This is a genomic window from Alloalcanivorax sp. C16-1, assembly GCF_046507805.1.
Taxonomy (GTDB): Bacteria; Pseudomonadota; Gammaproteobacteria; order Pseudomonadales; family Alcanivoracaceae; genus Alloalcanivorax.
In genome coordinates this window covers 1,154,109-1,175,933 of the sequence record NZ_JBKFTK010000001.1, presented here as the reverse complement: position 1 = coordinate 1,175,933, position 21,825 = coordinate 1,154,109, and the positions used below count along the sequence as shown (strand labels likewise).

The window sequence follows — 21,825 nt, the reverse complement described above, 5'->3', positions numbered from 1 at the left end:
GATCGGGAAGATTATGTACCTGCCAAGCGCTGACGCTTAAATTCTTCCCGTTCGGTAATTTTTCTTGGGTGGCGGCTCTTTTTTGACCATAATATTCCCGATCAGGAATATCCGGAGCAAACAATGTCGCCCTCCCTCTCACCCTACGTCGTGGAAAGCGCGAACGAATTGGGCGCTCGCATTAGAGCGGCACGCAAAGCCCAAGGCCTGACTCAGGTGGATTTGGCGGAAATCGCCGGGGTCGGTCCGCGTTTCGTGTCGGAGTTGGAGCGCGGCAAGCCTACCGCCCGACTGGAGCTGACCTTTCGTATCACCCGGTTGCTCGGCCTGGATCTTTTCGCCATACCACGAGGTGTCCGGCCATGAGCCGCGACCTCAATGTCTGGTATCAGGGCCGTCTGGTCGGTCGCCTCCTGGACAGCGGCGCGGGGCGGATGGCCTTTCTTTATGGCGGGGATTGGCTGTCTCACGGCTGGGCGATTTCCTGCAGTCTGCCTTTGAATGAGACCGGAGATTTCCTGCCCCCCGATCTTCGGGGTCACCATTTTTTCGCCAATCTGCTGCCCGAAGGCAACGCCAGGGACCGACTGGTCCGGCAATTGGCCGTCGCCGACGACGATCTTTCCCTGTTGGCAAAGCTGGGCGGCGATTGCGCCGGCGCGTTGCAGTTGCTGCCCTCGCAAGAGTCGCCGGCCACGGAAGATGCTCCAAAAACGTCGCGGGTTCTCGACGAATCAACCTTGATCACCGCCATCGAACAGGGCCGCTCGGCCTGGCTGGACGGCGATACCGCGCCGCGCCTTTCTCTTGCCGGGGCACAGGATAAGATACCGGTCCTGGCCACTCCGACCGGCGAAGGCGGCTGGTGTTTCGATCTGCCTGAAGGCAACGCGCCGTCCACGCACATTCTCAAGCTGCCGGTTCGGGATCTGAAGCAGGTTCCCTTGCTGGAAATCTATACCACACATATTGCAGCGCAACTGGGCTTGCCGGTGGCACCGGTGAAACTGGTAAAAATCGGCGAGCATATTGCGTCGCTGGCGGAGCGCTATGATCGCCATGTGCAACCCGGAAGGGTACGGCGTCTGCATCAGGAAGACTTCTGCCAGGCCCAAGGGCTTTCACACCGACAGAAGTACGACCTCAACGACGGCGGCTTTGCCCCGCTGGCGACAATTATAAAAAACCATTGCCGGCAGCCGGCTGCGGATCTACAGGCGCTGGCCCAATGGCAAATCTTCAATGCACTGGCGGGTAACGCGGACGGCCATATCAAGAACCTGTCCCTGCTATCAGAAGGCGAAGGGGTATGGACACTGGCGCCTTTCTACGATCTGGTTTGTACACTTGCCATCGACCAGGTCAGCCATAAACTGGCGTTGCCGGTGGGCAAACAGATCGACCCCGGCAATCTGCACCACACCCATTGGGCGGCATTCGCAAGACAGCTCGGTATGGCGCCCAAACGGGTTCAACGGCTTATCAAGATCCAGGTGACGCACCTGGAAGCCCATCTGGACGACCTGCATCAAGCCTTTATTGAACAACACCGCCTCGGCCACGAACTGGATAAGGCCAAGGCGGTGATCAAGCAGCAGGTTAAACGCGCGAGACAGAACTGGCTCGCCTAGCGCGCAGCAGACCGGCCGCGAACAGGATCAGGAACGGCAGCAGTGACCAGGGGCCGAGGGCACCGCCGCTGCCGCCCCCACCACCGCCCATGGACGGGCGCGCTTGCTGGAACATGGGCTGGCCCTGGTCGGCGCGGTGGGACGCCGGGGCTTGCGACTCCCGTTGCGCCTTGGCCAGTTTTTCCAGGTCGCGGCGGTCCGCGTTACGGCGGTCGATGCCGTATTTCTCGAACATTTCCTCACGCAGCACCACCATGGAGGTGTAGTCGGTGACCAGGCCGTATTCCAGGGCCAGGTCGGTGATGCCCTCCTCCAGGTCCGCGTCGGCGCCGAAATTGTCGCGCTGGCGCTGCAGGTCCTGGATGGTGGCATAGGCCCACAGCCGTTCCAGTTCCGGGTTGGCGCCGCCCTCGGCGGGGAACGGGAAGCGGGTTTGATAGCGGCGGGTTTCGCCGCCCACCTTGGCGCTCAGGGTCACGTCCGCCGGACCGTCGCCCCAGTAATGGCCCAGCACCACGATGCGCCCGCCCCGGTAGATCGTGCCGAGGCGCCCGGGGGTCAGATCGGCGGTTTTCACGCCGTCGATGTCCAGGGTCACGTCGTTCATGGCCCGGTGGGTGAGCTTGCCGGTGGCCTGCATCAGCCGGCCGACGATGTCGTCGCTGTTGGAGACGCTCAGGGCGAAGCCGTTGCTGGCGTCGGTGAGGGCCGTGAGCAGCGGCCGGTTGGCGCTGTTGCCCATGATGAAAGTGAACAGCCGCACGTCATAACGGTCCAGCAATTCCAGAAAGCGTTTCTGCTCGGTGACGCCCACGTTGGCCACCCCGTCGGTGACCAGGGCGATGCCGGTGGGGCGGTCCGTGTCCAGGGACTTCAGACCGGTTTTCAGACCGTCGTAGAGGTTGGTGCCGCCGCTGGATTGCAGCGTCGCCACGCGGTTCACGTAGTCACTCACCGCCTCCGGGGTCACCGCCACGAAGCCGGAGGTCAGCTCCCGGGCGCCGTCGTTGAACAGCACGATGCGGAAGCGGTCCTCCGGTTGCAGCCGGCCCAGGGCCTTGCCGACGCCGTCCGCCAGGGTCGCCAGCTTGCCGGCCATGGAGCCGGACACGTCGAGCACGAACACCCAGTCGCGGCCGCCGGTCACCGCCGGCAGGTCATCGCCGGGGGTCAGGCTCATCATGAAGGTGCCCCGGTCGCTGCCCGGCGCCTTGTAGGCCACCAGGTCCACGCTGCCGGGCAGGTCCGGCGGGTAACGCCAGTACACCGCGATGTCCTGGTTCAGCTGGAACGCCGGCTGCCCGCCGGTGGTACCCGGGCGTTCCGCTTCGCCGCCACCCTGGTTGTCGCCGTGCGGCTGACCGCCGGCCCGGTTATCCAGTACCACCCGCCACTGGGTGGGGCTGGTTTGCGTCACCGCCGCGCCGGGCTGGTCCGGCACCCGCACCGCCGCCACCGGATAACCGGTACGCAGATTCAGGGTAAAGGTGAAATGCTCCTCGACCCGTTCGTTGGCGGTCCAGAAATCCAGCTGGCGCTGGTCCACCCCGCCCTCTTCCAACGGGTACAGATAGCGGCCCACGCCGGTGTCCTCGTCCACCGGCTGCATGTACACCAACCGCACGCGGGTGTCCTGGCCGGCCCGCACCGGGCTCACCTGTACATCGAAAGCTTTGTAGCCGTCCTGCTCGGTCAGACCGGCCTCCCGGCCGGCCGCCTTCTCCTGCTCGTAGACCTGGCGGGCCTTCTGCTTCTCCAGTACCTCACCCACCACCGGCTTGCCGTCGATCCAGACGGTGAATTCCGCCACGCTGCCCTTCTCCGGCACCGGGAAGCGGTAATGGGCCTCCAGATCGCGGTCGTGGGGATTGTGGAAAACCTGCTCCACCTCGGTGATGGCGTACCCGTCTTCCACGTCCACGGTGACGTGTTGCTGGTTCAGCGAGAGCGGCGGCAGGCCGCCGTCCGTGGGGGTCATCAGCCCGGCCGCCCGGGCACCGGTGGCGGCCAGCGCCAGCATCAGCGCGCCGGCCAGCCAGCGGCTTCGGCAAATCAGGGAAGTCATGTCGTTCTCCTGTCTCTTATTGGAACGTCCTTTAAACGCCGTTCAATAGATACAGGAGAAGCGCCGGATTATTAAACGCTGTTCATTAACAAGACTTTTCCGGGGGTGTTCAATAGCGCCGCGCACGGCGGCTCAGAGATCGCAGCTCAACCCGAATACCGCCAGCCCCTCCACCAGATACTCCGCCAGCAACGGGTGACCGAGCAGGTAGTCCGCGGTCTCCGGGGTCCACTCGTCCCGGGCCAGCCGCAGGGCGCCCTCCCAATCGTCTTCCTGGAAATCGCCGCGCCCCAGCCACATCAGCGCCACCACCTCGGTCTGCTGGTCCGGCTCCAGGTCGGCGATGATGGTGCGGAACTCAGCCTGGGAAGGCTCACCGGCACCGGTGGCCGGCATCGGCGCGTCGCCGGGCTGGTCGATGGGATTGCTGCCGTCGTCCGGCAGAATAATGGCTTCCTGGGACTGGAACGCCTGGGCCAACTCCACCAGCCGGCACACGGTCTCGCCGCTCACATTGAGCATGGGATTCTCCTTCTCCGGGTCGGTTACCGCCGGCCGCGGCCGGCGTTCTCTGTATAGGAAAAGGGTGGCATGCCCGGCCGGGATCACAAGGTGAAGGACGTAAAAGAGGGTCTCAGTGTGGAAGGAGTTTCCAGGCGACCTGCACGAAGGCGGTGACGCCGGCGTCCTTGAAGCGGTCCTGGCTGTCGATCACATCCTGGCGGGACAGCTCTTCCAGGGTATAGCGGTCGCCGTACAGCCGCTGGATCTCGTCGGGCCGCACCGGGAACGGCGGGCCGTCCATTTCGGCCGGGTCGTATTCGAAGCTGATCAGCAGTTGCGGGGCGTTGCCGGTGAGGGTGGCGACGTGGGGGGCGTAGCGGGCGCGCAGCGCTTCCGGCAGCGCCACCAGGGCGGCGCGGTCGTAAACCCGGTCAACCGGGCCCGGGTCGGCGGCGGTGAGCGCGAACAGGTCGCCCTGGAACACGGTCAGGTCGCCGTGGCGCCAGCGGTGGCCGCCGTCCCAGGACGTTACCTCGGGCTCGAATCCGAGTTCCTCGAACAGCTCCCGCACCGCCCGTTCGCTCAGTTCCGCGCCCACCACCTTGAAGCCCTGTTCCAGCAGCCAGCGGATGTCCAGGGTCTTGCCGCACAGCGGCACGAACACCCGGGCGCCGGGGGCCGGATTGAGGGCCGGCAGGTTGCGTTTGAGCACCGGGTTAACGAACGGCAGGTGCCAGCCCAGCTCCTGGTTCTGCCATCTTTCCCGCCAGAATTGCTTTTCCATGTTTGCCTCCCGGGCTCACTGGCCGCGCCGCAGAATCTGCTCGGTCTGTTGCAGAAGATGGGAAAAATCCGGTTTCGCCACCACCGCCAGCACCAGGGTATAAACGCCGTTGAGCAGGCCCAGGGCGGCGTCGGCGTGCATAAAACTGAGCGCCACGATCATGAACGCCACCGCGTCCAGCATTCCCAGAAACGCGAACATGGAGGTCTGGGTTTTGACCGCGGCCAGGGCCGCCGGGCCCTCCGGCGCCACGCGACCGGCCAGCGAGCGGCGGGCCACCGCTTCCGGTTTCATGATCAGGTTGCGCAGCGGACGCGCCATCAGCAGAGTCAGGGCCATGGCCCCCAGCGACAGCTGCCAGAGGGTTTCCTGGGGCAGCAGCTCGGCGACGGGCAGGAAGGCCCCGAACCGTACCGCCAGCCACAGGGCCACGCCGATGAACATGGGCGCGGACAGGGTCACGAACCACAGCAGGTTCAGGGTTTTGGGGGACGGTACGCGCGCGCCGGCTGCCTGGCCCATAAACGGTTTCCTTTTTAGTGTGCTTCTTCCCAGTTGTCACCGATGCCCACGTCCACGATCAGCGGCACCTTCAGGTCGGCGGCGGCTTCCATGCGTTGTTTCACTTCCCGGATCAGGGCGTCCACCTGGCCTTCCGCCACTTCGAACACCAGTTCGTCGTGGACCTGCATGATCATCAGGGCGTCGAAGTCGCTGTCGGTGAGCCAGGCGTCCACGTCGACCATGGCTTTCTTGATGATGTCCGCGGCGGTGCCCTGCATGGGCGCGTTGATGGCGGTGCGTTCGGCGGCCTGGCGGCGCTGGCCGTTGCTGCTTTTGATTTCCGGCAGGTAGAGGCGGCGGCCGAACAGGGTTTCCACGTAGCCGTTTTCGGCGGCGTCGGCGCGGGTGCGGTCCATGTAGCGTTTCACGCCCGGGTAGCGGTCGAAGTAGCGGTCGATGTATTGCTGGGCTTCGCCACGGGGGATGCCGAGCTGGCGGGCCAGGCCGAAGGCGCTCATGCCGTAGATCAGGCCGAAGTTGATGGCCTTGGCGTTGCGGCGTTCGTTGTCGGAGACCTGGTCCAGGTCCTTGTCCCAGACTTCCGCGGCGGTGGCGCGGTGAATGTCCAGATTATTGGCGAAGGCGTGCAGCAGGCCTTCGTCACCGGACAGGTGCGCCATGATGCGCAGCTCGATCTGCGAGTAGTCGCAGGCCACGATCTTGCGACCTTCAGGCGCCGAGAAGGCGAGCCGGATCTTGCGGCCCTCTTCGCTGCGCACCGGAATGTTCTGCAGGTTCGGGTCGCTGGACGACAGCCGGCCGGTGGCGGCCACCGCCTGGTGATAGGAGGTGTGCACGCGGCCGGTGCGGCGGTTGATCAGTTCCGGCAGCTTGTCGGTGTAGGTGTTCTTGAGTTTGGAGACACCCCGGTACTGCATGATCACTTCCGGCAGGGCGTGGCCGTCCAGGGCCAGTTCCTGCAGCACCGCCTCGGCGGTGGAGGGCGCGCCCTTGGGGGTTTTCTTGATCACCGGAATGTCCAGTTTTTCGTAGAGGATTTCGCCCAGTTGCTTGGGCGACCCCAGATTGAATTCCTGACCGGCGACTTTGTAGGCTTCTTCCTGTAATTCCATCATGCGCTTGGCCAGGGACTGGCTTTGCTTGCGCAGCATATCGGCGTCCACGTAGGTGCCGTTGCGTTCGATGCGGCTGAGCACCGGCAGCAGCGGCAGCTCGATGTCCTCGAACACTTTTTTCAGGCCGTCGATGCCTTCCAGTTGCGGCCACAGGGTCTGGTGCAGGCGCAGGGTGATGTCGGCGTCTTCCGCGGCGTATTCGGCGGCTTCGTCCAGGCCCACCTGATTGAAGGTAAGCTGCTTGGCGCCCTTGCCGGCGATCTCCTCGAAGCTGACGGTTTTGTGGCCCAGGTATTTGAGCGCCAGGGAATCCATGTCGTGGCGGGTGGCCACCGAGTCCAGCACATAGGATTCCAGCATGGTGTCGAACTGAACGCCGCGCAGGGTGATGCCGGCGTTGGCCAGCACGCTCATGTCGTACTTCAGATTCTGGCCCACTTTTTTCACCGCCTCGTCTTCCAGCAGCGGCTTGAGTTTTTCCAGTACCAGGGCCTCGGGCAGCTGCTCCGGGGCACCGGCGTAGTCGTGGCCGAAGGGGATGTAGGCGGCTTCGCCGGCGGCGGTGGCGACGCTGACGCCCACCAGGGCGGCGTCCATGTAGTTGAGGCTGGTGGTCTCGGTGTCGAAGGCGAACAACGCCACCGCCCGCAGCTTCTCCACCCAGGCATCGAGGTGCGCTTCATCGAGCACCATTTCGTAGCTGTCGCGGGCGATGGGTTGCTCCGGGCTCAGGTCCACGGCGCCGTCGGCGGCCGGGTCCTGGCCGTCCAGCAGCTCCACCAGCCAGCCTTTGAATTCCAGGTCGCGGTAGTATTCGGCGAGCTTTTCCACTTCCGGCGGGCGCAGCTTGAGTTCATCCAGACCTTCGTGGAGTTCGCAGTCCACCTTGATGGTGGCCAGCTGATAGGAAAGAAACGCCTGGTCCCGGTGCTCCTCCAGTTTCTTGCCCATGGTCTTGGCGCCCCGGAATTCCAGCTCCGCCACTTTATCCAGGTTGTCGTAGATGTTTTGCAGCGAGCCCAGGCCGGTGAGCAGGGCCAGGGCGGTTTTCTCGCCGACGCCGGGCACGCCGGGGATGTTGTCCACCTTGTCGCCCATCAGTGCCAGGAAATCGATGATCAGTTCCGGGCCGACGCCGAATTTTTTCTGTACGCCTTCGATGTCGTAGAGGGCGTCGTTCATGGTGTTGATCAGGGTGACGTGCGGGTTGACCAGCTGGGCCATGTCCTTGTCACCGGTGGAGATCAGCACCGCCTTGTTCTCGGCGCTGAACACCCGGGCGAAGGTGCCGATCACGTCGTCCGCCTCCACCCCGTCCTCGATGATCAGTGGCAGGCCCATGGCGCGGATCAGGTCGTGCAGCGGCTGCACCTGGGCACGCAGGTCGTCGGGCATGGGCGGGCGGTTGGCCTTGTACTGCTCGAACAGTTCGTCGCGGAAGGTCTTGCCCTTGGCGTCGAACACCACCGCCATGTACTCCGGGTCATAGTCCTTGATCAGCTTGCGCAGCATGGCGGCCACGCCGCGCACCGCGCCGGTGGGCCGGCCGTCGGAGGTGGTCAGCGGCGGCAGGGCGTGGAAGGCGCGGTACAGGTAGGAGGAACCGTCGACAAGAATGATCGGTTTGCGGTCGGCCATGGGGGTCCTTGGTCGGAGCGTGTTCGGGAGGACATAGTGTAGCGCCAGGAAGGGGCGGGGTCAGGGGGCGAACCAAGCTGCAAGCCACAAGCTACAAGACACGCCCTCCAGCGCCCCGATCGTGCCGCCGCTTGTGGCTTGTAGCTTGCAGTTTGAAGCTGTTAAAGCCGCTCGCGGGCGTGGGCGAGGATTTCGTCCACCGCCCGCCGCGCGGCGGGCAGGGCCCCGCCCATGGTGATAAAGCCGTGCACCAGCTTCGGGTAGTCCAGGTTGGTCACCGGCACGCCCGCTTCGCGCAGCCGCTCACCGTAGGCCAGGCCCTCGTCGCGGAGCGGATCGGTGGCGGTGATCAGCAGGGTGGCCGGGTGGCCGGCCAGATCCGGGTTGCGCAGCGGCGATACCCGGAAGTCCGCCACCAGACTTTCGTCCTGCATGTAGTGGTTGTGGAACCAGTCGATCATGTCCCGGTCGAGACCGCCCTGGCCGCCGCCGAGCACGGTGGCGGAGGGCATTTCGTTGGCGCCGTCGGTTTTCGGGTACACCGCCACCACCAGTTTCGGCACCGGCAGGGCGTGCAGCGCCGCCTGCTGGGCGGTCACCAGGCTCAGGTTGCCGCCGGCACTGTCGCCCATCACCGCCAGCCGGTCGCGGTCGATGCCCAGGTCGCCGGCCTGTTCGGTGAGCCAGCGCCAGGCGGCCAGCACGTCCTCGGCGGCGGTGGGCGCGGGGTGCTCCGGCGCCAGCCGGTAGTCCACGTTGACCACCACGGCACCGGTCTGGTTGGCGATGTGGCGGCAAAGGCGGTCGTACTGCCTGGCACTGCCGATGGTGAAGCCACCGCCATGGGCGAACAGAATCGCCGGGGCGCCGCCCGCCGGCGCCGGGCCGACCCGTCTGGCGGGGCGGTACAGCCGCACCAGGATGTCATCCCCCTCCACCGGGACGCGGATATCGCGCACCTCGGACACCGCTTCCTCGGACACGTCGAGCATGCGGATCATCTGACCGTACAGGGAGCGGCCCCGGGGCAGCGGCAGTTCATGGAAGCCCTTGCGGCCGTCGGAAAGCGCCAGCAACAGGCGCAGCTTCGGGTCCAGGGTGGAACGGTCCACCTTTTCCAGCAGCCCGGCCAGGCGGCCGGCGACACCGGCGGGCAGGGCCATCAGGGCGCGCACCGACGTGCGCTCGATCTTTTCTTGCAGCGACATGGGATTCCTCGAGAAACGGCCTGTTCAGCGAATCCCCGGGGTTATACCATCGCCGGAAGTTTCAGGCCCGGTCATCCCCGGCCTTTTTTCCACTCAGGGTGGATGCATGTCCGTTTATACCCGCCTCGACGACAGCGAGCTGGCCTCGCTGCTGGACGAGTACGATCTGCGTCTGGAGTCCGCGCAAGCGGCCCCCCACGGCATCGAGAACAGCACCTGGCTGATTCAGGCGCGGGATCGTTACCAGTATCCGCGAGCGGTGGTACTGACGGTGTTCGAGCGCTTCTCCGAGGCCACGCTTTCCCCCTACCTGACATTGCTCTCCACGCTGGCACAGGGCGGCCTGCCGGTGCCGGCGCCGCTGCTGGACCGGGCCGGGCGCTCTCTGCGGAAGGTGGCCGGCAAACCGGCTGTGCTGGTGCCCCGGTTGCCCGGCCAGCATTGCTTTCGGCCCGATTCGGAACATTGCCGCCAGGTCGGCGCCCTGCTCGCCGCCCTGCACCGGCAGCCGTCGGCGCCGGCGCGCACGCTGCCGGACGAACGGGCGCGGCTTGCCGGCTTCGCCGAGCACCTGTGCCGGCTCGGCGATGACGATCGGCGCCACGCCCGGCGCCTGCTGCAGCACTGGCGCAAGGTGCCCCCCGGCGAGGTGCTGATCCACGGCGATCTGTTCCGTGACAATGCCCTGTTCAACGACAGCGGCCGGCTGACCGGGGTGCTGGACTTCTACAACGCTTGCCTGGAACGGCCGGAGTACGACCTGGCGGTGGCGCTTAACGATTGGGCGGTGTCCGCCGAAGGGCGCCCGGTGCCACGCCGCGAAGCGGCGTTGCTGGCCGGCTACCGGGAGGCCGACGGGGTCTACGAGCCGGCGGTGCTGGAACTGGCGCTGGCGGTGGCGGCGCTGCGTTTCTGGCTGTCCCGGCTGATCGGCCCGGTGTCCGGCGATGCCGAAGGCCAGGGCAGCAAGGATCCCGCCGAGTACTCCCGCATCTTCGGCTACCGCTTCGAGGCGCTCAGCCAACGCTACGACGTATGAACCGCTAGCGGCCCGGGCCGGTGAGAATCAGATGGTTGAGGTGGGCCAGCCAGTCGCTTTCCGCCCACAGCCAGGGATGATGGGGGTTGGCCAGGCTGGTGGGCGTCAGCGCCTGCACGCCGTCCGCCACCGCCCGCGCCACCAGGGCCTCATTGAATCGGGCCCAGCCCGCCGGTAACCCCTCCGGCTCGCCGGCGGGCGTCAGCCAGCCCTCCCCGAGCACCGGCTGCAGCCGCCGCACCCGGGCAAACGCCAGCCGCCGATTGAGCAGGTCGTACAGGCGTCCGCGCCAGTGGTCGCCGGTGGCGTTCAGCAGGGCACCGCGCAGCGGCCCCAGCCGCCGCTCGAGCAGCCCCGGCACCGGCAGGTCGGCGCCGGTGGCCAGCCGGAAGCGCGGGTCGTCGTCCAGCCACAGCCCGTAATCGAGAAAATCCAGTTCACTGGTGTCCAGCTGGCGCAGGTATTCGCTGTGGCCGGCGGCGGCGCTCAGCCCCACCCGCAGGGACGGAAAATGGGCGCGCAGCGCGCGCGGCACCTCCAGCAGATAGCGTTCCACCTCCGCCTCCTGCTCCGGGCGCCAGCGGTCGGGCAGCGGCCGGTGGGGCGCCTGGCCGAACACCCGCCTCAAGGCCCCGTGGCTCCAGGGAGGAAACGGAAAATGGTGGCAGAAATCCAGCGCCACCACCCGTTCCAGGTGGCCCCACTGGCGCACCAGATCCAGGGTCTCCGCCCAGACGTCGACGAAGTCGCCGGGGCGGCGTACGAAGGAGCGGCGGGCGCGGCTGTCGGGGACGAAAAAGCCGGAGAACCAGAGGCTCAGGTCGCGCTCGGCGGCGGCGTCCAGGAAACGCCGCAGGGCCTTGCGGATGGGCACGGTGTGGGCACCGCCGGGCAGCCCCCGGCGCGGGTCCGGCTCGGCGAGAATGTCACAACGGTCCAGGTGCACGCTGTTGGCCGGGGTGGCCACCAGATGCGGATAGGGGTCCAGGCGCACGGCGTTGAAGCCCCGCGCCACGGCCTCGTCAAGACGGGCTTCCACGGCGCCGGGCACGGCGCCGTAGTCCCGGCCCAGCGGCCAGGCATAATCCCAACAGGTGATGGCGAGTCGCTGGGTCTCTCCCTGACGCTGCCCCATGAAAGCACCTCAACCCGATAAACGACTCAGGATAACGGTTTCGGCCCATGTCTCAATGGGACCGGGGGACAATAATGTCGGTGGACCGGCCAATCAGGGGCTCAGGCAGCGCTCGAAGCCGGCGGCCACCACCTGGTCCAGCCAGGCCGGGTAGTCCAGGTCCGGGTGGTCCCGGCCCAGCGGGTCCAGGGCCACCGCGCGGCAATCCGGGCACAGCCGCTGGATCAGACCGCGCTGCGCCTCCGGCTCCAGCACCGCGCAGGTCACGTCCCCCCGGGCCACCTGTTCCGCCAGGACCACGAAGCGGCGGCTGCCCGGCCCGGCACCCAGCTGGGCGCTGACGGTCACCGGCGCACTGAGGCCCAGGCGCTGTTGAAAATAACCCCAGGGGTTGTGGTAGCTGAGCCAGGGGCGATCGGCCAGGGGCGCCAGCCGCTGGGCGGCCGCCTGCCGGGCGATGTCCAGCGCTTCCAGGAAACGTCCCGGCTCACCGTCCGGCAGGTGATCGCCGTCGCGGGCCGCCACACCCCGGGCCAGCACCGCCATGTTGTCCGGGTCCAGCCATAGATGGGGATCGAGGGCACCGGCGTGATCGTGCTCATGGCTATGGTCATGGTCATGCTCGTGGCCGCCCTCGCGGCGGGTCACGCCGGGCAGCGACAGCAGCGCCACCGACGGCCCATCGCGGCGTGCCATCAGGTCCGCCACCGCCGGCTCCGCCTCGGCACCCAGCCACACCACCAGGTCCGCCTGGCGCAGGGTGAGCATCTGGCGCGGCGACAGCATCGGGTTGTGGGGGCTCTGATTGGGGGCCAGCAGCGTGACCACCTCGGCCTGCTCGCCATAGAGGGCACGCAGGGTCATGGCCACCGGCTCCACGCTGGCCACCACCACCCGGGCGGCGGCCGGGGCGGACCACAGCACGCTGGACATCAGCAGCAGGGCAAACATCATCGGGCGCATGGCGTCTCCGCGACTATCAGGCAAAAAAATCACGCCCGGAGCGGCGTTACCCCGGGCGTTGGACGAACGATATAGTATATCATTACTCTTTTGCTCCGAACCGGATTTCTCCTGCTATGACTGACGCGCTGGTGGCGGTGGACCACGCCGCCCTCACCCTGGGTGGCCAGGCGGTGCTCGAAGACGTGTCGCTGACCCTGGCACCGGGCCGCATTACCACCCTGATCGGACCCAACGGCGCCGGCAAAAGCACCCTGGCCCGGCTGGTGCTGGGCCTGGCCCGGCCGGACCGGGGCCGGGTGGTGCGCCGGCCGGGCCTGACCCTGGGTTACATGCCCCAGCATCTGCGCGTGGACGAAAGCCTGCCGCTCACCGTGGACCGCTTTCTGTGGCTGGCGGCGCCGGGCCGCACCGGCGCCCGCCGCGACGCCCTGCAGCGCACCGGGGTGGCCCATCTGCGGCGGCGCGCGGTGCGCCAGCTGTCCGGCGGCGAAATGCAGCGGGTGCTGCTGGCCCGGGCGCTGCTGCGCCGGCCCGACCTGCTGGTGCTCGACGAGCCGGCCCAGGGCGTGGACGTGGCCGGCCAGGATGCCCTCTACGGATTGCTGGGCCAGGTCCGCGACGAAACCGGCTGCGGCATCCTGCTGATCTCCCACGACCTGCATCTGGTGATGGCGCGCACTGATGAAGTGGTCTGCCTGCATCACCACGTGTGCTGCTCCGGCACCCCGGAAGCGGTCAGCCGCGACCCGGCCTACCAGCGCCTGTTCGGCACCCATGGCATGGCCAACCTGGCGCTCTACACCCACCAGCACGATCACGACCACGACCTCAGCGGCGATGTGCACGGCGGCCATGCCCATGACGGCCATCACCCGGGAGGCCACCACCATGATTGAACTGCTCGCGCCGGCGCTGCTGGCCGGTCTGGCGGTGGCGGTGGTCGCCGGCCCCATGGGTGCCTTCGTGGTGTGGCGGCGGATGGCGTTCTTCGGCGACACCATGGCCAACAGCGCCCTGCTCGGCGCCGCCCTGGCGCTGGCCCTGCAGGTCAATCTGTACCTGGCGGTGAGCGCCGCCTGCCTGACCGTGGCGGTGGTGCTGGTGGGCCTGCAGCGCCAGCGGCAGATCGCCGACGACACCCTGCTGGGCATCGTCGCCCACATCACCCTGGCCCTGGGCGTGATCGCCCTGAGCCTGCAGGACAGCGTGCAGGTGGACCTGTTCGCCTACCTGTTCGGCGACCTGCTGGCGGTGGGCTGGGCCGACGTGCTGGCGCTGTGGGCCGGCGCGGTGCTGATTCTGGCGCTGCTGGTCTGGCAATGGCGGCCGCTGCTGAGCATCACCGTCAACGAGGACCTGGCCCGGGTGGAAGGCGTGGCGGTGACCCGCACCCGCCTGCTGCTGATGCTGCTGCTGGCATTGCTGATCACCGGCGCCATCCGCACCGTGGGCGTGCTGCTGATCACCTCCCTGCTGGTGATGCCCGCCGCCGGCGCCCGCCGGCTGGCGCACACCCCGGAGCAGATGGCCCTGTTCGCCAGCCTGATCGGCCTGGCGGCGGTGACCCTGGGGCTGACCCTGAGCTGGTACGCCAACACCCCGGTGGGCCCGTCCATCGTGGTCACCGCCGCGCTGCTGTTCGGCCTGACGCTGCTGCGCCGGCCCGCGTCCTAGCCGCCCCTTCGTTCCGCTTTCCCTTGTCTTCCACGCCATCGGCGGGGCCATGCCCGCCGGTGGCGGCTCCGTGGCTCTAACCATGATCGTATACGATTTGATGTTTTAGAAACATTATCGTATTTTATATATCAGATTTCCCCGGGAATGCAGTTCCAATGCAGCCCCGATGCAGCCTTAATGCACCGCCCGTGCCAGAAAAATGGAGCCAACGTGACTCAATCCGAAGGCAGTTTCTTTGCCCTGCCCCAACCCTCCCTGCCGGTAGCCGGCGACCGACGTCGCTTCCCGGTGCGCCGCATCTACTGCGTCGGCCGCAACTACGTGGCCCACATTCGCGAGATGGAAGAAGGCGATGAACGGGATCCGCCGTTTTTCTTCCAGAAGCCCACCGACGCCATCGTCACCGACGGTGCCGCCGTGCCCTACCCGCAGGACACCGACGACTTTCAGCACGAGGTGGAACTGGTGGTGGCGATCGGCGGGGGCGGCCGCGATCTGAGCCGGGAGCAGGCGCTTGAGCAGGTGTTCGGCTACGCCGTCGGCCTGGACATGACCCGTCGCGATCGCCAGTTCGAGGCGCGGGATATGCGGCGCCCCTGGGAAATGGGCAAGTCGTTCGACCACTCCGCCCCCTGCGGTACCCTGCGCCCGGCCGCCGAAGGCCACGTGCTTTCCGGGGCCATTTCCGTGGAGGTGAACGGTACGCCGCGCCAGACCGGTGAACTGGAGCTGATGATCTGGAACGTGGATGAAATCATCGCCAACTTGTCCACGCAGTACGAACTGAAACCCGGCGATCTGATCTTCACCGGCACGCCGGCCGGCGTCGCCGCGGTGTCCCCGGGCGATCAACTGGTGGCGCGCATAGACGGTCTCGATGATCTGCGCGTACGCATCGACCCGCCTCTCAGCCAAGGAGCCTGACATGGAGCCGAAACAACGCATCGAGTATTCCGCCATCACCGACCGTCCGCGCCTGTCGCTGCCCGATGGCAAACGAATGGCGGTCTGGGTGATCGTCAACATCGAGGAGTGGGACATCAACTCACCGATGCCGCGCACCGTGCTGACGCCGCCCGCCGGCGGCGCGCCCTCGCCGGACATTCCCAACTGGGCGTGGCACGAATACGGCAACCGGGTGGGTTTCTGGCGCCTTCTCAAGACCCTGGACCGGCTGTCGATCCGTGCCGTACTGGCCATCAACGGCACCGCCGTGGGCAGCTACGCGCCGATCAGCCAGGCGGCGCTGGATCGCGACTGGGAATTCATGGGCCATGGGTACACCCAGCGCAACATGCAGAAGGTGGAGAACGAACACGAGGACATTCGTAAAACCACCCGGGCCATCGAGGATTTCACCGGCAAGCGGCCACGGGGCTGGCTCGGCCCCGGCCTGACCGAAACCTGGGAGACACCGGATCTGCTGGTGGAAGAAGGCTACGACTACGTGTGCGACTGGGTGCTCGACGACCAGCCGGTGGTGTTGAAGACCCGCACCGCCCCCATCGTCAACGTACCGTACACCCAGGAATGCAACGACGTGGCGATGATGCTGATCCAGCACCACCCGGCGTCGGAGTATGCCCAGCGGGCCATCGACCAGTTCGAACAGATCTACGAAGACGCCGAGGACGGCGCCCGTGTGATGGCACTGGTGGTGCACCCGTACATCATGGGCGCGCCGCACCGAGCACCCTACTTCCGCAAGGCGCTGGAGCACATCGCTGCTCGCGAGGACGTGTGCTTTATGACCGGCGAGGAGATTTTCGACTGGTACCAGCAGCAACGCTGAGGTCTGGTCCGCTGAGTCCCCTGAACAAGCCCTTCCTCTGGAAGGGCTTTTTTTTGGGGTTTTCGCGCCCCGCAACGGGGCAGAAATCGGCCATGGGATGCAATCCGGCACCACAATAACGCAAGCGGATACGAGGCGTGCTACTTGGCCTCAAACTGTATTCAATAAAACTTTACAGGCCATCCTGTCGCTGCTATTACTTGAAACACCACCAAAACGTATACAATTTACGTTTTTCTGAAATGAATGTAATACAGTCAATGCACGCAAAAGGGGGATAACCCGTGAATCGCGATTGTTTGCTTCGCACCGCCCGCATCCTGCTCGCCACTCTGCCCGTCTGGGCCTGCCTGTCCGGTACCGCTCAGGCGGCCACGCCGATGAAGATCGCCCACCTGGTGCCCGGCGAGGCGCCGCGCGGCCAGGGTGCCACCTTGATGGCCAAGGAAGTCAGCAGCGATGACCGTTGCAATATCGATGCCCGGGTGTTCCCCAACTCCCAATTGGGTGGCACCACGGATCTGATCGAGAATCTGCAAACCGGGGCGCTCGAGGTGGCGATTCTGCCCGGCTCGTTCCTGGTCGGCTTTCAGCCACTGATCGGCATCATGGACTTCCCGTACTTCTGGCCCACGGATTACAACGACCTGAAGACCGTGATCGAAAGCGATGCCATGCGCGCGCTGCTCGACACCACCGAGGAGAAAGGCGTGGTGTCCCTGTCGGTATGGCACACCGGTTACAAATCCTGGACCGCCAACAAGCCCCTGGACACGGTGGCGGCCTACAAGGGGCTCAAGGCCCGGGTGATGCCCTCCGCCATCATTCGTGAACAGGACAAACTGCTGGGCATGCAACCGGTGGCCATGCCGTTCTCCGAAACCTATGTGGCCCTGCAGAACGGTGCCATCGACACCCAGGAAAATCCGGTGGTCACCAACTATCTGATGCGGTTTCAGGAGGTTCAGGATTACCTGACCCTCAGCAACCACGGCACGCTGGACCAGGTGATCATGGTGTCCAAGCTGTGGTGGGACAAGCTGGACGAGGGTTGCCAGACCGCGGTGCGCGAAGCGGTGGCCGACGGTGGCGACCTGACCGCCGAGCTGGTCTACAAGATGATCGACGAGAAGGCCCTGCCGGCGATTCGTGAATCCGGCACTGAAGTGGTGGAGGTCAGCGACGAGAATTTCGCGGCCATGCGCGATCAGGTGCTGCCCGGCGTCAAGCAATTCTATATCCAACAGAACGGCGATCGGGGCAAGGCCATCGTCGACGCTTTCGAAGACACCTTCTCCAACCTGTAAAGGCGCGCCATGAGTGCTCTGGTCCGAACCCGCCGCGCCTTTGGCATTGCCGCCCAAGCCCTGGACACGCCACTCACCCTGATTGATCGGGTGCTGGGCGTGGCCATGGCCCTGGCCTTGTTGCTGGTGGCGGCGATTCTGTTCTTCAACGCCCTGGGCCGGACCTTGGGCTTCTCCTATGAAGGCGGCTCTTCGCTGGCCCGCCTGCTGGTGATCTGGCTGACCTTCGTCGGCAGCTATCTGACCGCCCGCTCGGGCAGTCACATCGTCGTCGACATGGTGCCCCGGCTGGTGCCGGCGCGCTGGTACGGCGCGCTGATGGCCGTGTCGGGCACGCTCTCCATGGTCACCACCGGCTATCTCGCCTGGCTCGGCTACACCTATACGGTGCTGCGCTTTCAGTCCGGCCAGATGGACCAGCTGCTGCCCATCAAAACCGCTCATTTTTACCTGCCGGTACCGGTGGGTTGCGGCCTGATCACGCTGGCCTTCGCGTGCGCCACGCTGCGCGCGCTGGCCGGCGACGAACACGCCCCGGAGCGGGAAAACGACAACAATGAGGGAACGCTCTGATGCCGTTCGTACTTCTGATCGGCGCCGCCGTATTGCTGGCCGTGGGCGTACCGGTTTTCGTCGCCATTCTGGCGCCCACCCTGCTCACCTTCGATCTGTTCGGCCCGGGCCTGCCGGCTTTTACCCTGGTTCAGAAAATGGTTCAGGGCATCAACAAGTTCAGTCTGCTGGCGGTGCCCCTGTTCATCTACGCGGCCTCGATTATCTCCAACGGGCAGATTGGCAAACGGCTGGTGGCGCTGGTGGAAAGCTGCCTTGGCCACCTTACCGGCGGGGTGGCCATCGCCACCATCGTCAGCTGCGGTCTGTTCGGCGCGCTCTCCGGCATCGGCCAGGCCGCCATCGTCAGCATCGGCCCGATCGTTTATCCGCTGCTGATTCGCCAGGGCTACAGCCCGGGCTTCTCGGTGGGTCTGCTGCTTTGCGCGTCGACCTTGTCGATGCTGATCCCCCCGGGCATCGCCATGATTCTTTATTCGCTGCAATCCATGAGTTCGGTGGGCGATGTGTTTCTGGCGGGGCTGGCCGCCGGCCTGATCTTTATCCTGGTGATGTCGCTGTACGCGTACGGCTACGCCCGCTTCAAGGGGCTGCGCGGCGCCGAACGGCAAAGCTGGGGGCAACGCCTGGAGGCCTTGCGACGTTCCGGCTGGGCGCTGGGGTTGCCGCTGATTATCTTCGGCGGCATTTATTCCGGCGTGTTCACCCCCACCGAGGCCGCCGCCAGCGCCTGCGTGTACGCCATCTTCGTGGAGTGCGTGGTATACCGGAACCTGGACCTGAAAAGCCTGCTGAACGTCTCCACCGGGTCCGCCGGCATTATCGCCGGCATCATGATTCTGCTGACCGCCGGCGCGGCGCTCAGCTACTACCTGACGCTGGAGAATATTCCGGGGCTGGTGGCCGATCTGCTGGCCGGCCGGTCGCCCTTCGAGGTGATGCTCTATCTCAATCTGGTGTTCCTGGTCACCGGCATGTTCATCGACCCCAACTCCACGGTGATCGTGCTCACCCCGATCGTCTATCCGGCGGCCATGCAGTTGGGCATGGACCCGGTGCATCTGGGCGCGGTGGTCACCATGACCATCGCCATCGGCATGATCACGCCCCCCTTTGGCATCAATATTTTTGTTGGCATGGTGACCTTCAACGTGAGTTATATGGAAGTGGTGAAAAGCGCCTTGCCGTTCATCCTGCTGGCTCTGGTCACGCTGCTGATCATCAACCTCAGCCCCGGCCTGATTTTGTGGCTGCCCGCGCATTTGGGGTGAGCGAAGGGGCAGGCCCGGTGATCGAATCTTGGCCGTGCTTCCATTATCATTCGCCCGGCGCAAAGGGACGGCCCCGCCACCGGCGCCGTCCCGACCACCATGGAGAGCAACCGCATGACCAAGGAGCCGAACAATCTCCCCTCAGTACCCGCGCGGCGTGACCGCCGGTCCGGCATGGGCGAGCTCCCCAACGATCATGTGATTGAAACCATTCGCAATGCCATTCTGGATGGCGACATCGCCGCCGGATCGCGCATCAACGAGGGCCAGCTGGCGCAACGCCTGGCGGTATCGCGCACTCCCATCCGGGCGGCCTTGCATGTGCTGGCCGGTGAGGGCCTGATCACCTATATCCGCAATCGCGGCTATTTTGTGCGCGAGTTCGACCTGTCCGAGGTGCTGGACGCCTTCGAGATGCGCGCGCTGGCGGAGGCGTTTTCGGCTCGCCTGGCCGCCGAGCGCGGTCTCTCCGCCCACCAGGAGGTGGAACTGGATGAGTCGCTCCAGCTCACCGAGGAGGCCCTGCAATGCACCGACATCGAGCAGGCCCGCCACCTCTACAGCCGCTCCAACGAGCTTTTTCACACCGTCATTCAGTCCGCCGCCGGGTCGCGGCTGGTGTCCGATGTGATCGCCCTGTGCCACCGCATTCCCCAGACCCTGACCCGCAACGTGATGGCCTTCACCTTGGAGGACGTGCGCAAACGCGGCCAGGAGCACCGCCTGATCTATGAGGCGATTCTGGCCCGCCGTCCCAAGGAAGCGGAGGAGCGCATGTTCGATCACGTGATCGGCGTGCGGAAAGGCATCGTCCGGGCCCTGGCCGCCAAGGACCAGCCGCCGCGCGACGGCCGCCCGCTCTGACCGGGCTTTGCCCGTGCACACCCACCCCACCCTGAACCGCCGCATCTGGGCCCTGGCCTGGCCGCTGCTGTTGTCCAATATCACCGCGCCCCTGCTGGGCCTGGTGGACACCGCCGTGGTGGGGCATTTGGATTCGCCGGTCTATCTGGCGGCGGTGGCGCTGGGCGCCAACTTCTTCATGTTCCTGTATTTCTCGTTCAACTTTCTGCGCATGGGCACCACCGGGTTCACCGCCCAGGCGCGGGGGGCCGGCGAGGCCACCCTGGTGGTGGTACTGCGGGCATTGCTGCTGTCCACGGTGCTGGGCGGGCTGCTGATTCTGCTGCAGCCGGCGCTGCGCGAGGCCGGGCTGTGGCTGCTGGGGGGCAGCGCTGAGGTCCAGGATCTGGCGCGGGACTACATCGCCATCCGCGTGCTGGGGGCGCCGGCGGCGCTGGGCAATTTCGCGCTGATCGGCTTCGCCATCGGCCTGCACCGCACCAGCGTGCCGCTGAAAATGACGGTGCTGATGCACGCCAGCAACGCGCTGCTGGATTTTCTGCTGGTGCAGGTGTGGCATTTCGACGTGCGCGGCGTGGCCACCGCCAGCGCCCTGGCCGAGTACCTGGGGCTGGCCGGCGGGCTGTTCTGGCTGCGCCGGGAGATTTTCGGCGACGCCTGGCGGGCCCTGCCGGCCGGCGCCCTGCGCCAGGTGGCGCCGATGCTGCGGCTGCTGGCGGTGAACCGGGACATCTTTCTGCGCAGCCTGGCCCTGCTCAGCGTGTTTTTCTTCTTCACCGCCCAGGGCGCCCGGCTGGGCGACACGGTGCTGGCCGCCAACGCGGTGCTGATTACCTTCCTGCTGCTGCTCAGCAATACCCTGGACGGCTTCGCCAACGCCGCCGAGGCGCTGGTGGGCGACGCCACCGGGCGCCACGACCGCCGGCAGCTGGACGCGGCGGTGCGCGCCACCGGCCGCTGGACCCTGGTGGTGGCGCTTTTGGCGCTGGCCGGCTTCGCGCTGGGCGGCGCGCCGCTGATCCGCCTGCTCACCGACCTGCCGGCGGTGCGTGACACCGCCATCCACTACCTGCCCTGGATGCTGCTGCTGCCGCTCACCGCCAGCGCCGGCTTCTGGCTGGACGGGGTGTTCGTGGGCGCCACCCTGGCGCCGCAAATGCGCAACACCATGATCCTGGCCACGGTGCTGTTCTTCCCCGTGTGGTGGCTGACCCGGGACTGGGACAACCATGGCCTGTGGCTGGCCATGAACGTGTGGATGGCCAGCCGGGGGGTGCTGATGGCGCTGGTGTGGCGGCGGGTTCGCGGCTAACCGGGACGGTGATAACCTGACCGGGCATTGATCCTCACCACGGACTTCGGAGTCGCCCATGGACAAGGCCCTTACCCGTTTCTCCCTGCTTACCCTGGTCGCCGCGATCACCGCCGGCGCGGCGTGCACCACCATGGCTTCCAGCGAACAGGCCTGGCAAACCTTCCGCGCCGACGTGGAACGCGGCTGCCGGGCCGCCGCCGAAGAAGGCGGCTTTGAGGTGGAGACGGTGACGGTGGACCCGTTCGGCTCACAAAGTTATGGCCTGGCCCGGCTTATCGGTCACGAGAACGGCCAGGACCGCCAGCAGCTGCTGTGCGCCTATGACAAGCAGCGCCGGCAAGCGGAAGTGGGCACGCCCATGGCGATCGACCCCGGCGCCTAGCTCTTTGCCCCGGCACCTTGCCGGCTATGGACCG

The 21,825-nt window shown here is 66.2% G+C and carries 21 protein-coding genes; 13 read left to right on the top strand and 8 right to left on the bottom strand.

Annotated elements, in window-relative coordinates:
* The first annotated feature begins 123 nt into the window (after positions 1-123).
* Positions 124-366, top strand: coding sequence for a helix-turn-helix transcriptional regulator (locus ACLD0W_RS05590; protein WP_410306492.1), 243 nt, complete (start codon positions 124-126; stop codon positions 364-366).
* Positions 363-1,631 (top strand): type II toxin-antitoxin system HipA family toxin, encoded by a 1,269-nt coding sequence (locus ACLD0W_RS05585; protein WP_410306491.1) that lies wholly within the window; start codon positions 363-365, stop codon positions 1,629-1,631. The genes ACLD0W_RS05590 and ACLD0W_RS05585 overlap by 4 nt, the downstream gene beginning before the upstream one ends.
* Here ACLD0W_RS05585 and ACLD0W_RS05580 read toward each other — a convergent pair.
* From ACLD0W_RS05580 to ACLD0W_RS05555, 6 genes are all read right to left on the bottom strand, one after another.
* Positions 1,600-3,696 carry a VIT and vWA domain-containing protein gene (locus tag ACLD0W_RS05580; protein ID WP_410306490.1) on the bottom strand — a complete coding sequence of 699 codons (2,097 nt, stop codon included), beginning with the start codon at positions 3,694-3,696 and terminating at the stop codon, positions 1,600-1,602. The two genes, ACLD0W_RS05585 and ACLD0W_RS05580, sit on opposite strands and share 32 nt — an antisense overlap.
* Before the next feature lie 132 nt (positions 3,697-3,828).
* The gene (locus tag ACLD0W_RS05575; protein WP_410306489.1) at positions 3,829-4,218 is read right to left on the bottom strand and encodes a DUF3775 domain-containing protein; all 390 of its coding nucleotides are present in this window, start codon (positions 4,216-4,218) and stop codon (positions 3,829-3,831) included.
* Positions 4,219-4,330: 112 nt separating this feature from the next.
* Positions 4,331-4,984, bottom strand: a complete 654-nt coding sequence (gene tmpT / locus ACLD0W_RS05570; protein ID WP_410306488.1) for a thiopurine S-methyltransferase — start codon at positions 4,982-4,984, stop codon at positions 4,331-4,333.
* Positions 4,985-4,999: 15 nt separating this feature from the next.
* Complete coding sequence (locus tag ACLD0W_RS05565; protein WP_410306487.1) at positions 5,000-5,506, bottom strand: hypothetical protein; 507 nt, start codon at positions 5,504-5,506, stop codon at positions 5,000-5,002.
* A 14-nt stretch (positions 5,507-5,520) separates the two neighbouring features.
* The gene (gene polA / locus ACLD0W_RS05560) at positions 5,521-8,262 is read right to left on the bottom strand and encodes a DNA polymerase I (protein WP_410306486.1); all 2,742 of its coding nucleotides are present in this window, start codon (positions 8,260-8,262) and stop codon (positions 5,521-5,523) included.
* Positions 8,263-8,423: 161 nt separating this feature from the next.
* On the bottom strand, positions 8,424-9,470 hold the full coding sequence (locus ACLD0W_RS05555) for an alpha/beta hydrolase (protein ID WP_410306485.1): 1,047 nt from the start codon (positions 9,468-9,470) through the stop codon (positions 8,424-8,426).
* A 106-nt stretch (positions 9,471-9,576) separates the two neighbouring features.
* Between ACLD0W_RS05555 and ACLD0W_RS05550 the strand changes: the two genes are divergently transcribed.
* Complete coding sequence (locus ACLD0W_RS05550) at positions 9,577-10,509, top strand: homoserine kinase (protein ID WP_410306484.1); 933 nt, start codon at positions 9,577-9,579, stop codon at positions 10,507-10,509.
* Between the two features lie 4 nt (positions 10,510-10,513).
* On the opposite strand, the gene ACLD0W_RS05545 is transcribed toward ACLD0W_RS05550, so the two are convergent.
* Positions 10,514-11,644 carry a cellulase-like family protein gene (locus tag ACLD0W_RS05545; RefSeq protein ID WP_410306483.1) on the bottom strand — a complete coding sequence of 377 codons (1,131 nt, stop codon included), beginning with the start codon at positions 11,642-11,644 and terminating at the stop codon, positions 10,514-10,516.
* A 93-nt stretch (positions 11,645-11,737) separates the two neighbouring features.
* Positions 11,738-12,607, bottom strand: coding sequence for a metal ABC transporter solute-binding protein, Zn/Mn family (locus ACLD0W_RS05540; RefSeq protein WP_410306482.1), 870 nt, complete (start codon positions 12,605-12,607; stop codon positions 11,738-11,740).
* 116 nt (positions 12,608-12,723) lie between these two features.
* Between ACLD0W_RS05540 and znuC the strand changes: the two genes are divergently transcribed.
* From znuC to ACLD0W_RS05490, 10 genes are all read left to right on the top strand, one after another.
* Positions 12,724-13,506 (top strand): zinc ABC transporter ATP-binding protein ZnuC, encoded by a 783-nt coding sequence (znuC, locus tag ACLD0W_RS05535; protein WP_410306481.1) that lies wholly within the window; start codon positions 12,724-12,726, stop codon positions 13,504-13,506.
* Positions 13,499-14,284: a zinc ABC transporter permease subunit ZnuB gene (gene znuB, locus ACLD0W_RS05530; RefSeq protein ID WP_410306809.1), complete on the top strand. Its 786-nt coding sequence runs from the start codon at positions 13,499-13,501 to the stop codon at positions 14,282-14,284. Before znuC ends, znuB begins: the two co-directional genes overlap by 8 nt.
* A 213-nt stretch (positions 14,285-14,497) precedes the next feature.
* Positions 14,498-15,211, top strand: coding sequence for a fumarylacetoacetate hydrolase family protein (locus ACLD0W_RS05525; RefSeq protein WP_410306480.1), 714 nt, complete (start codon positions 14,498-14,500; stop codon positions 15,209-15,211).
* Position 15,212: 1 nt separating this feature from the next.
* Positions 15,213-16,079: a polysaccharide deacetylase family protein gene (locus ACLD0W_RS05520; protein ID WP_410306479.1), complete on the top strand. Its 867-nt coding sequence runs from the start codon at positions 15,213-15,215 to the stop codon at positions 16,077-16,079.
* A gap of 284 nt (positions 16,080-16,363) precedes the next feature.
* Positions 16,364-17,386 carry a TRAP transporter substrate-binding protein gene (locus ACLD0W_RS05515; RefSeq protein WP_410306478.1) on the top strand — a complete coding sequence of 341 codons (1,023 nt, stop codon included), beginning with the start codon at positions 16,364-16,366 and terminating at the stop codon, positions 17,384-17,386.
* A gap of 9 nt (positions 17,387-17,395) precedes the next feature.
* Positions 17,396-17,959, top strand: a complete 564-nt coding sequence (locus ACLD0W_RS05510; RefSeq protein WP_410306477.1) for a TRAP transporter small permease — start codon at positions 17,396-17,398, stop codon at positions 17,957-17,959.
* Complete coding sequence (locus ACLD0W_RS05505) at positions 17,959-19,230, top strand: TRAP transporter large permease (protein ID WP_410306476.1); 1,272 nt, start codon at positions 17,959-17,961, stop codon at positions 19,228-19,230. The genes ACLD0W_RS05510 and ACLD0W_RS05505 overlap by 1 nt, the downstream gene beginning before the upstream one ends.
* A gap of 114 nt (positions 19,231-19,344) precedes the next feature.
* Positions 19,345-20,094 (top strand): GntR family transcriptional regulator, encoded by a 750-nt coding sequence (locus ACLD0W_RS05500; RefSeq protein ID WP_410306475.1) that lies wholly within the window; start codon positions 19,345-19,347, stop codon positions 20,092-20,094.
* A gap of 13 nt (positions 20,095-20,107) precedes the next feature.
* Positions 20,108-21,406, top strand: coding sequence for an MATE family efflux transporter (locus tag ACLD0W_RS05495; protein WP_410306474.1), 1,299 nt, complete (start codon positions 20,108-20,110; stop codon positions 21,404-21,406).
* Positions 21,407-21,464: 58 nt separating this feature from the next.
* Positions 21,465-21,791, top strand: coding sequence for a hypothetical protein (locus tag ACLD0W_RS05490; RefSeq protein WP_410306473.1), 327 nt, complete (start codon positions 21,465-21,467; stop codon positions 21,789-21,791).
* The last annotated feature ends 34 nt before the right edge of the window (positions 21,792-21,825 follow it).

Bases quoted from the DNA above. Each gene is read 5' to 3' on its own strand.
- ACLD0W_RS05590 (WP_410306492.1), top strand. From the start codon at position 124: ATGTCGCCCTCCCTCTCACCCTACGTCGTGGAAAGCGCGAACGAATTG.
- ACLD0W_RS05585 (WP_410306491.1), top strand. From the start codon at position 363: ATGAGCCGCGACCTCAATGTCTGGTATCAGGGCCGTCTGGTCGGTCGC.
- ACLD0W_RS05580 (WP_410306490.1), bottom strand. From the start codon at position 3,696: ATGACTTCCCTGATTTGCCGAAGCCGCTGGCTGGCCGGCGCGCTGATG.
- ACLD0W_RS05575 (WP_410306489.1), bottom strand. From the start codon at position 4,218: ATGCTCAATGTGAGCGGCGAGACCGTGTGCCGGCTGGTGGAGTTGGCC.
- tmpT (WP_410306488.1), bottom strand. From the start codon at position 4,984: ATGGAAAAGCAATTCTGGCGGGAAAGATGGCAGAACCAGGAGCTGGGC.
- ACLD0W_RS05565 (WP_410306487.1), bottom strand. From the start codon at position 5,506: ATGGGCCAGGCAGCCGGCGCGCGCGTACCGTCCCCCAAAACCCTGAAC.
- polA (WP_410306486.1), bottom strand. From the start codon at position 8,262: ATGGCCGACCGCAAACCGATCATTCTTGTCGACGGTTCCTCCTACCTG.
- ACLD0W_RS05555 (WP_410306485.1), bottom strand. From the start codon at position 9,470: ATGTCGCTGCAAGAAAAGATCGAGCGCACGTCGGTGCGCGCCCTGATG.
- ACLD0W_RS05550 (WP_410306484.1), top strand. From the start codon at position 9,577: ATGTCCGTTTATACCCGCCTCGACGACAGCGAGCTGGCCTCGCTGCTG.
- ACLD0W_RS05545 (WP_410306483.1), bottom strand. From the start codon at position 11,644: ATGGGGCAGCGTCAGGGAGAGACCCAGCGACTCGCCATCACCTGTTGG.
- ACLD0W_RS05540 (WP_410306482.1), bottom strand. From the start codon at position 12,607: ATGCGCCCGATGATGTTTGCCCTGCTGCTGATGTCCAGCGTGCTGTGG.
- znuC (WP_410306481.1), top strand. From the start codon at position 12,724: ATGACTGACGCGCTGGTGGCGGTGGACCACGCCGCCCTCACCCTGGGT.
- znuB (WP_410306809.1), top strand. From the start codon at position 13,499: ATGATTGAACTGCTCGCGCCGGCGCTGCTGGCCGGTCTGGCGGTGGCG.
- ACLD0W_RS05520 (WP_410306479.1), top strand. From the start codon at position 15,213: ATGGAGCCGAAACAACGCATCGAGTATTCCGCCATCACCGACCGTCCG.
- ACLD0W_RS05510 (WP_410306477.1), top strand. From the start codon at position 17,396: ATGAGTGCTCTGGTCCGAACCCGCCGCGCCTTTGGCATTGCCGCCCAA.
- ACLD0W_RS05505 (WP_410306476.1), top strand. From the start codon at position 17,959: ATGCCGTTCGTACTTCTGATCGGCGCCGCCGTATTGCTGGCCGTGGGC.
- ACLD0W_RS05500 (WP_410306475.1), top strand. From the start codon at position 19,345: ATGACCAAGGAGCCGAACAATCTCCCCTCAGTACCCGCGCGGCGTGAC.
- ACLD0W_RS05490 (WP_410306473.1), top strand. From the start codon at position 21,465: ATGGACAAGGCCCTTACCCGTTTCTCCCTGCTTACCCTGGTCGCCGCG.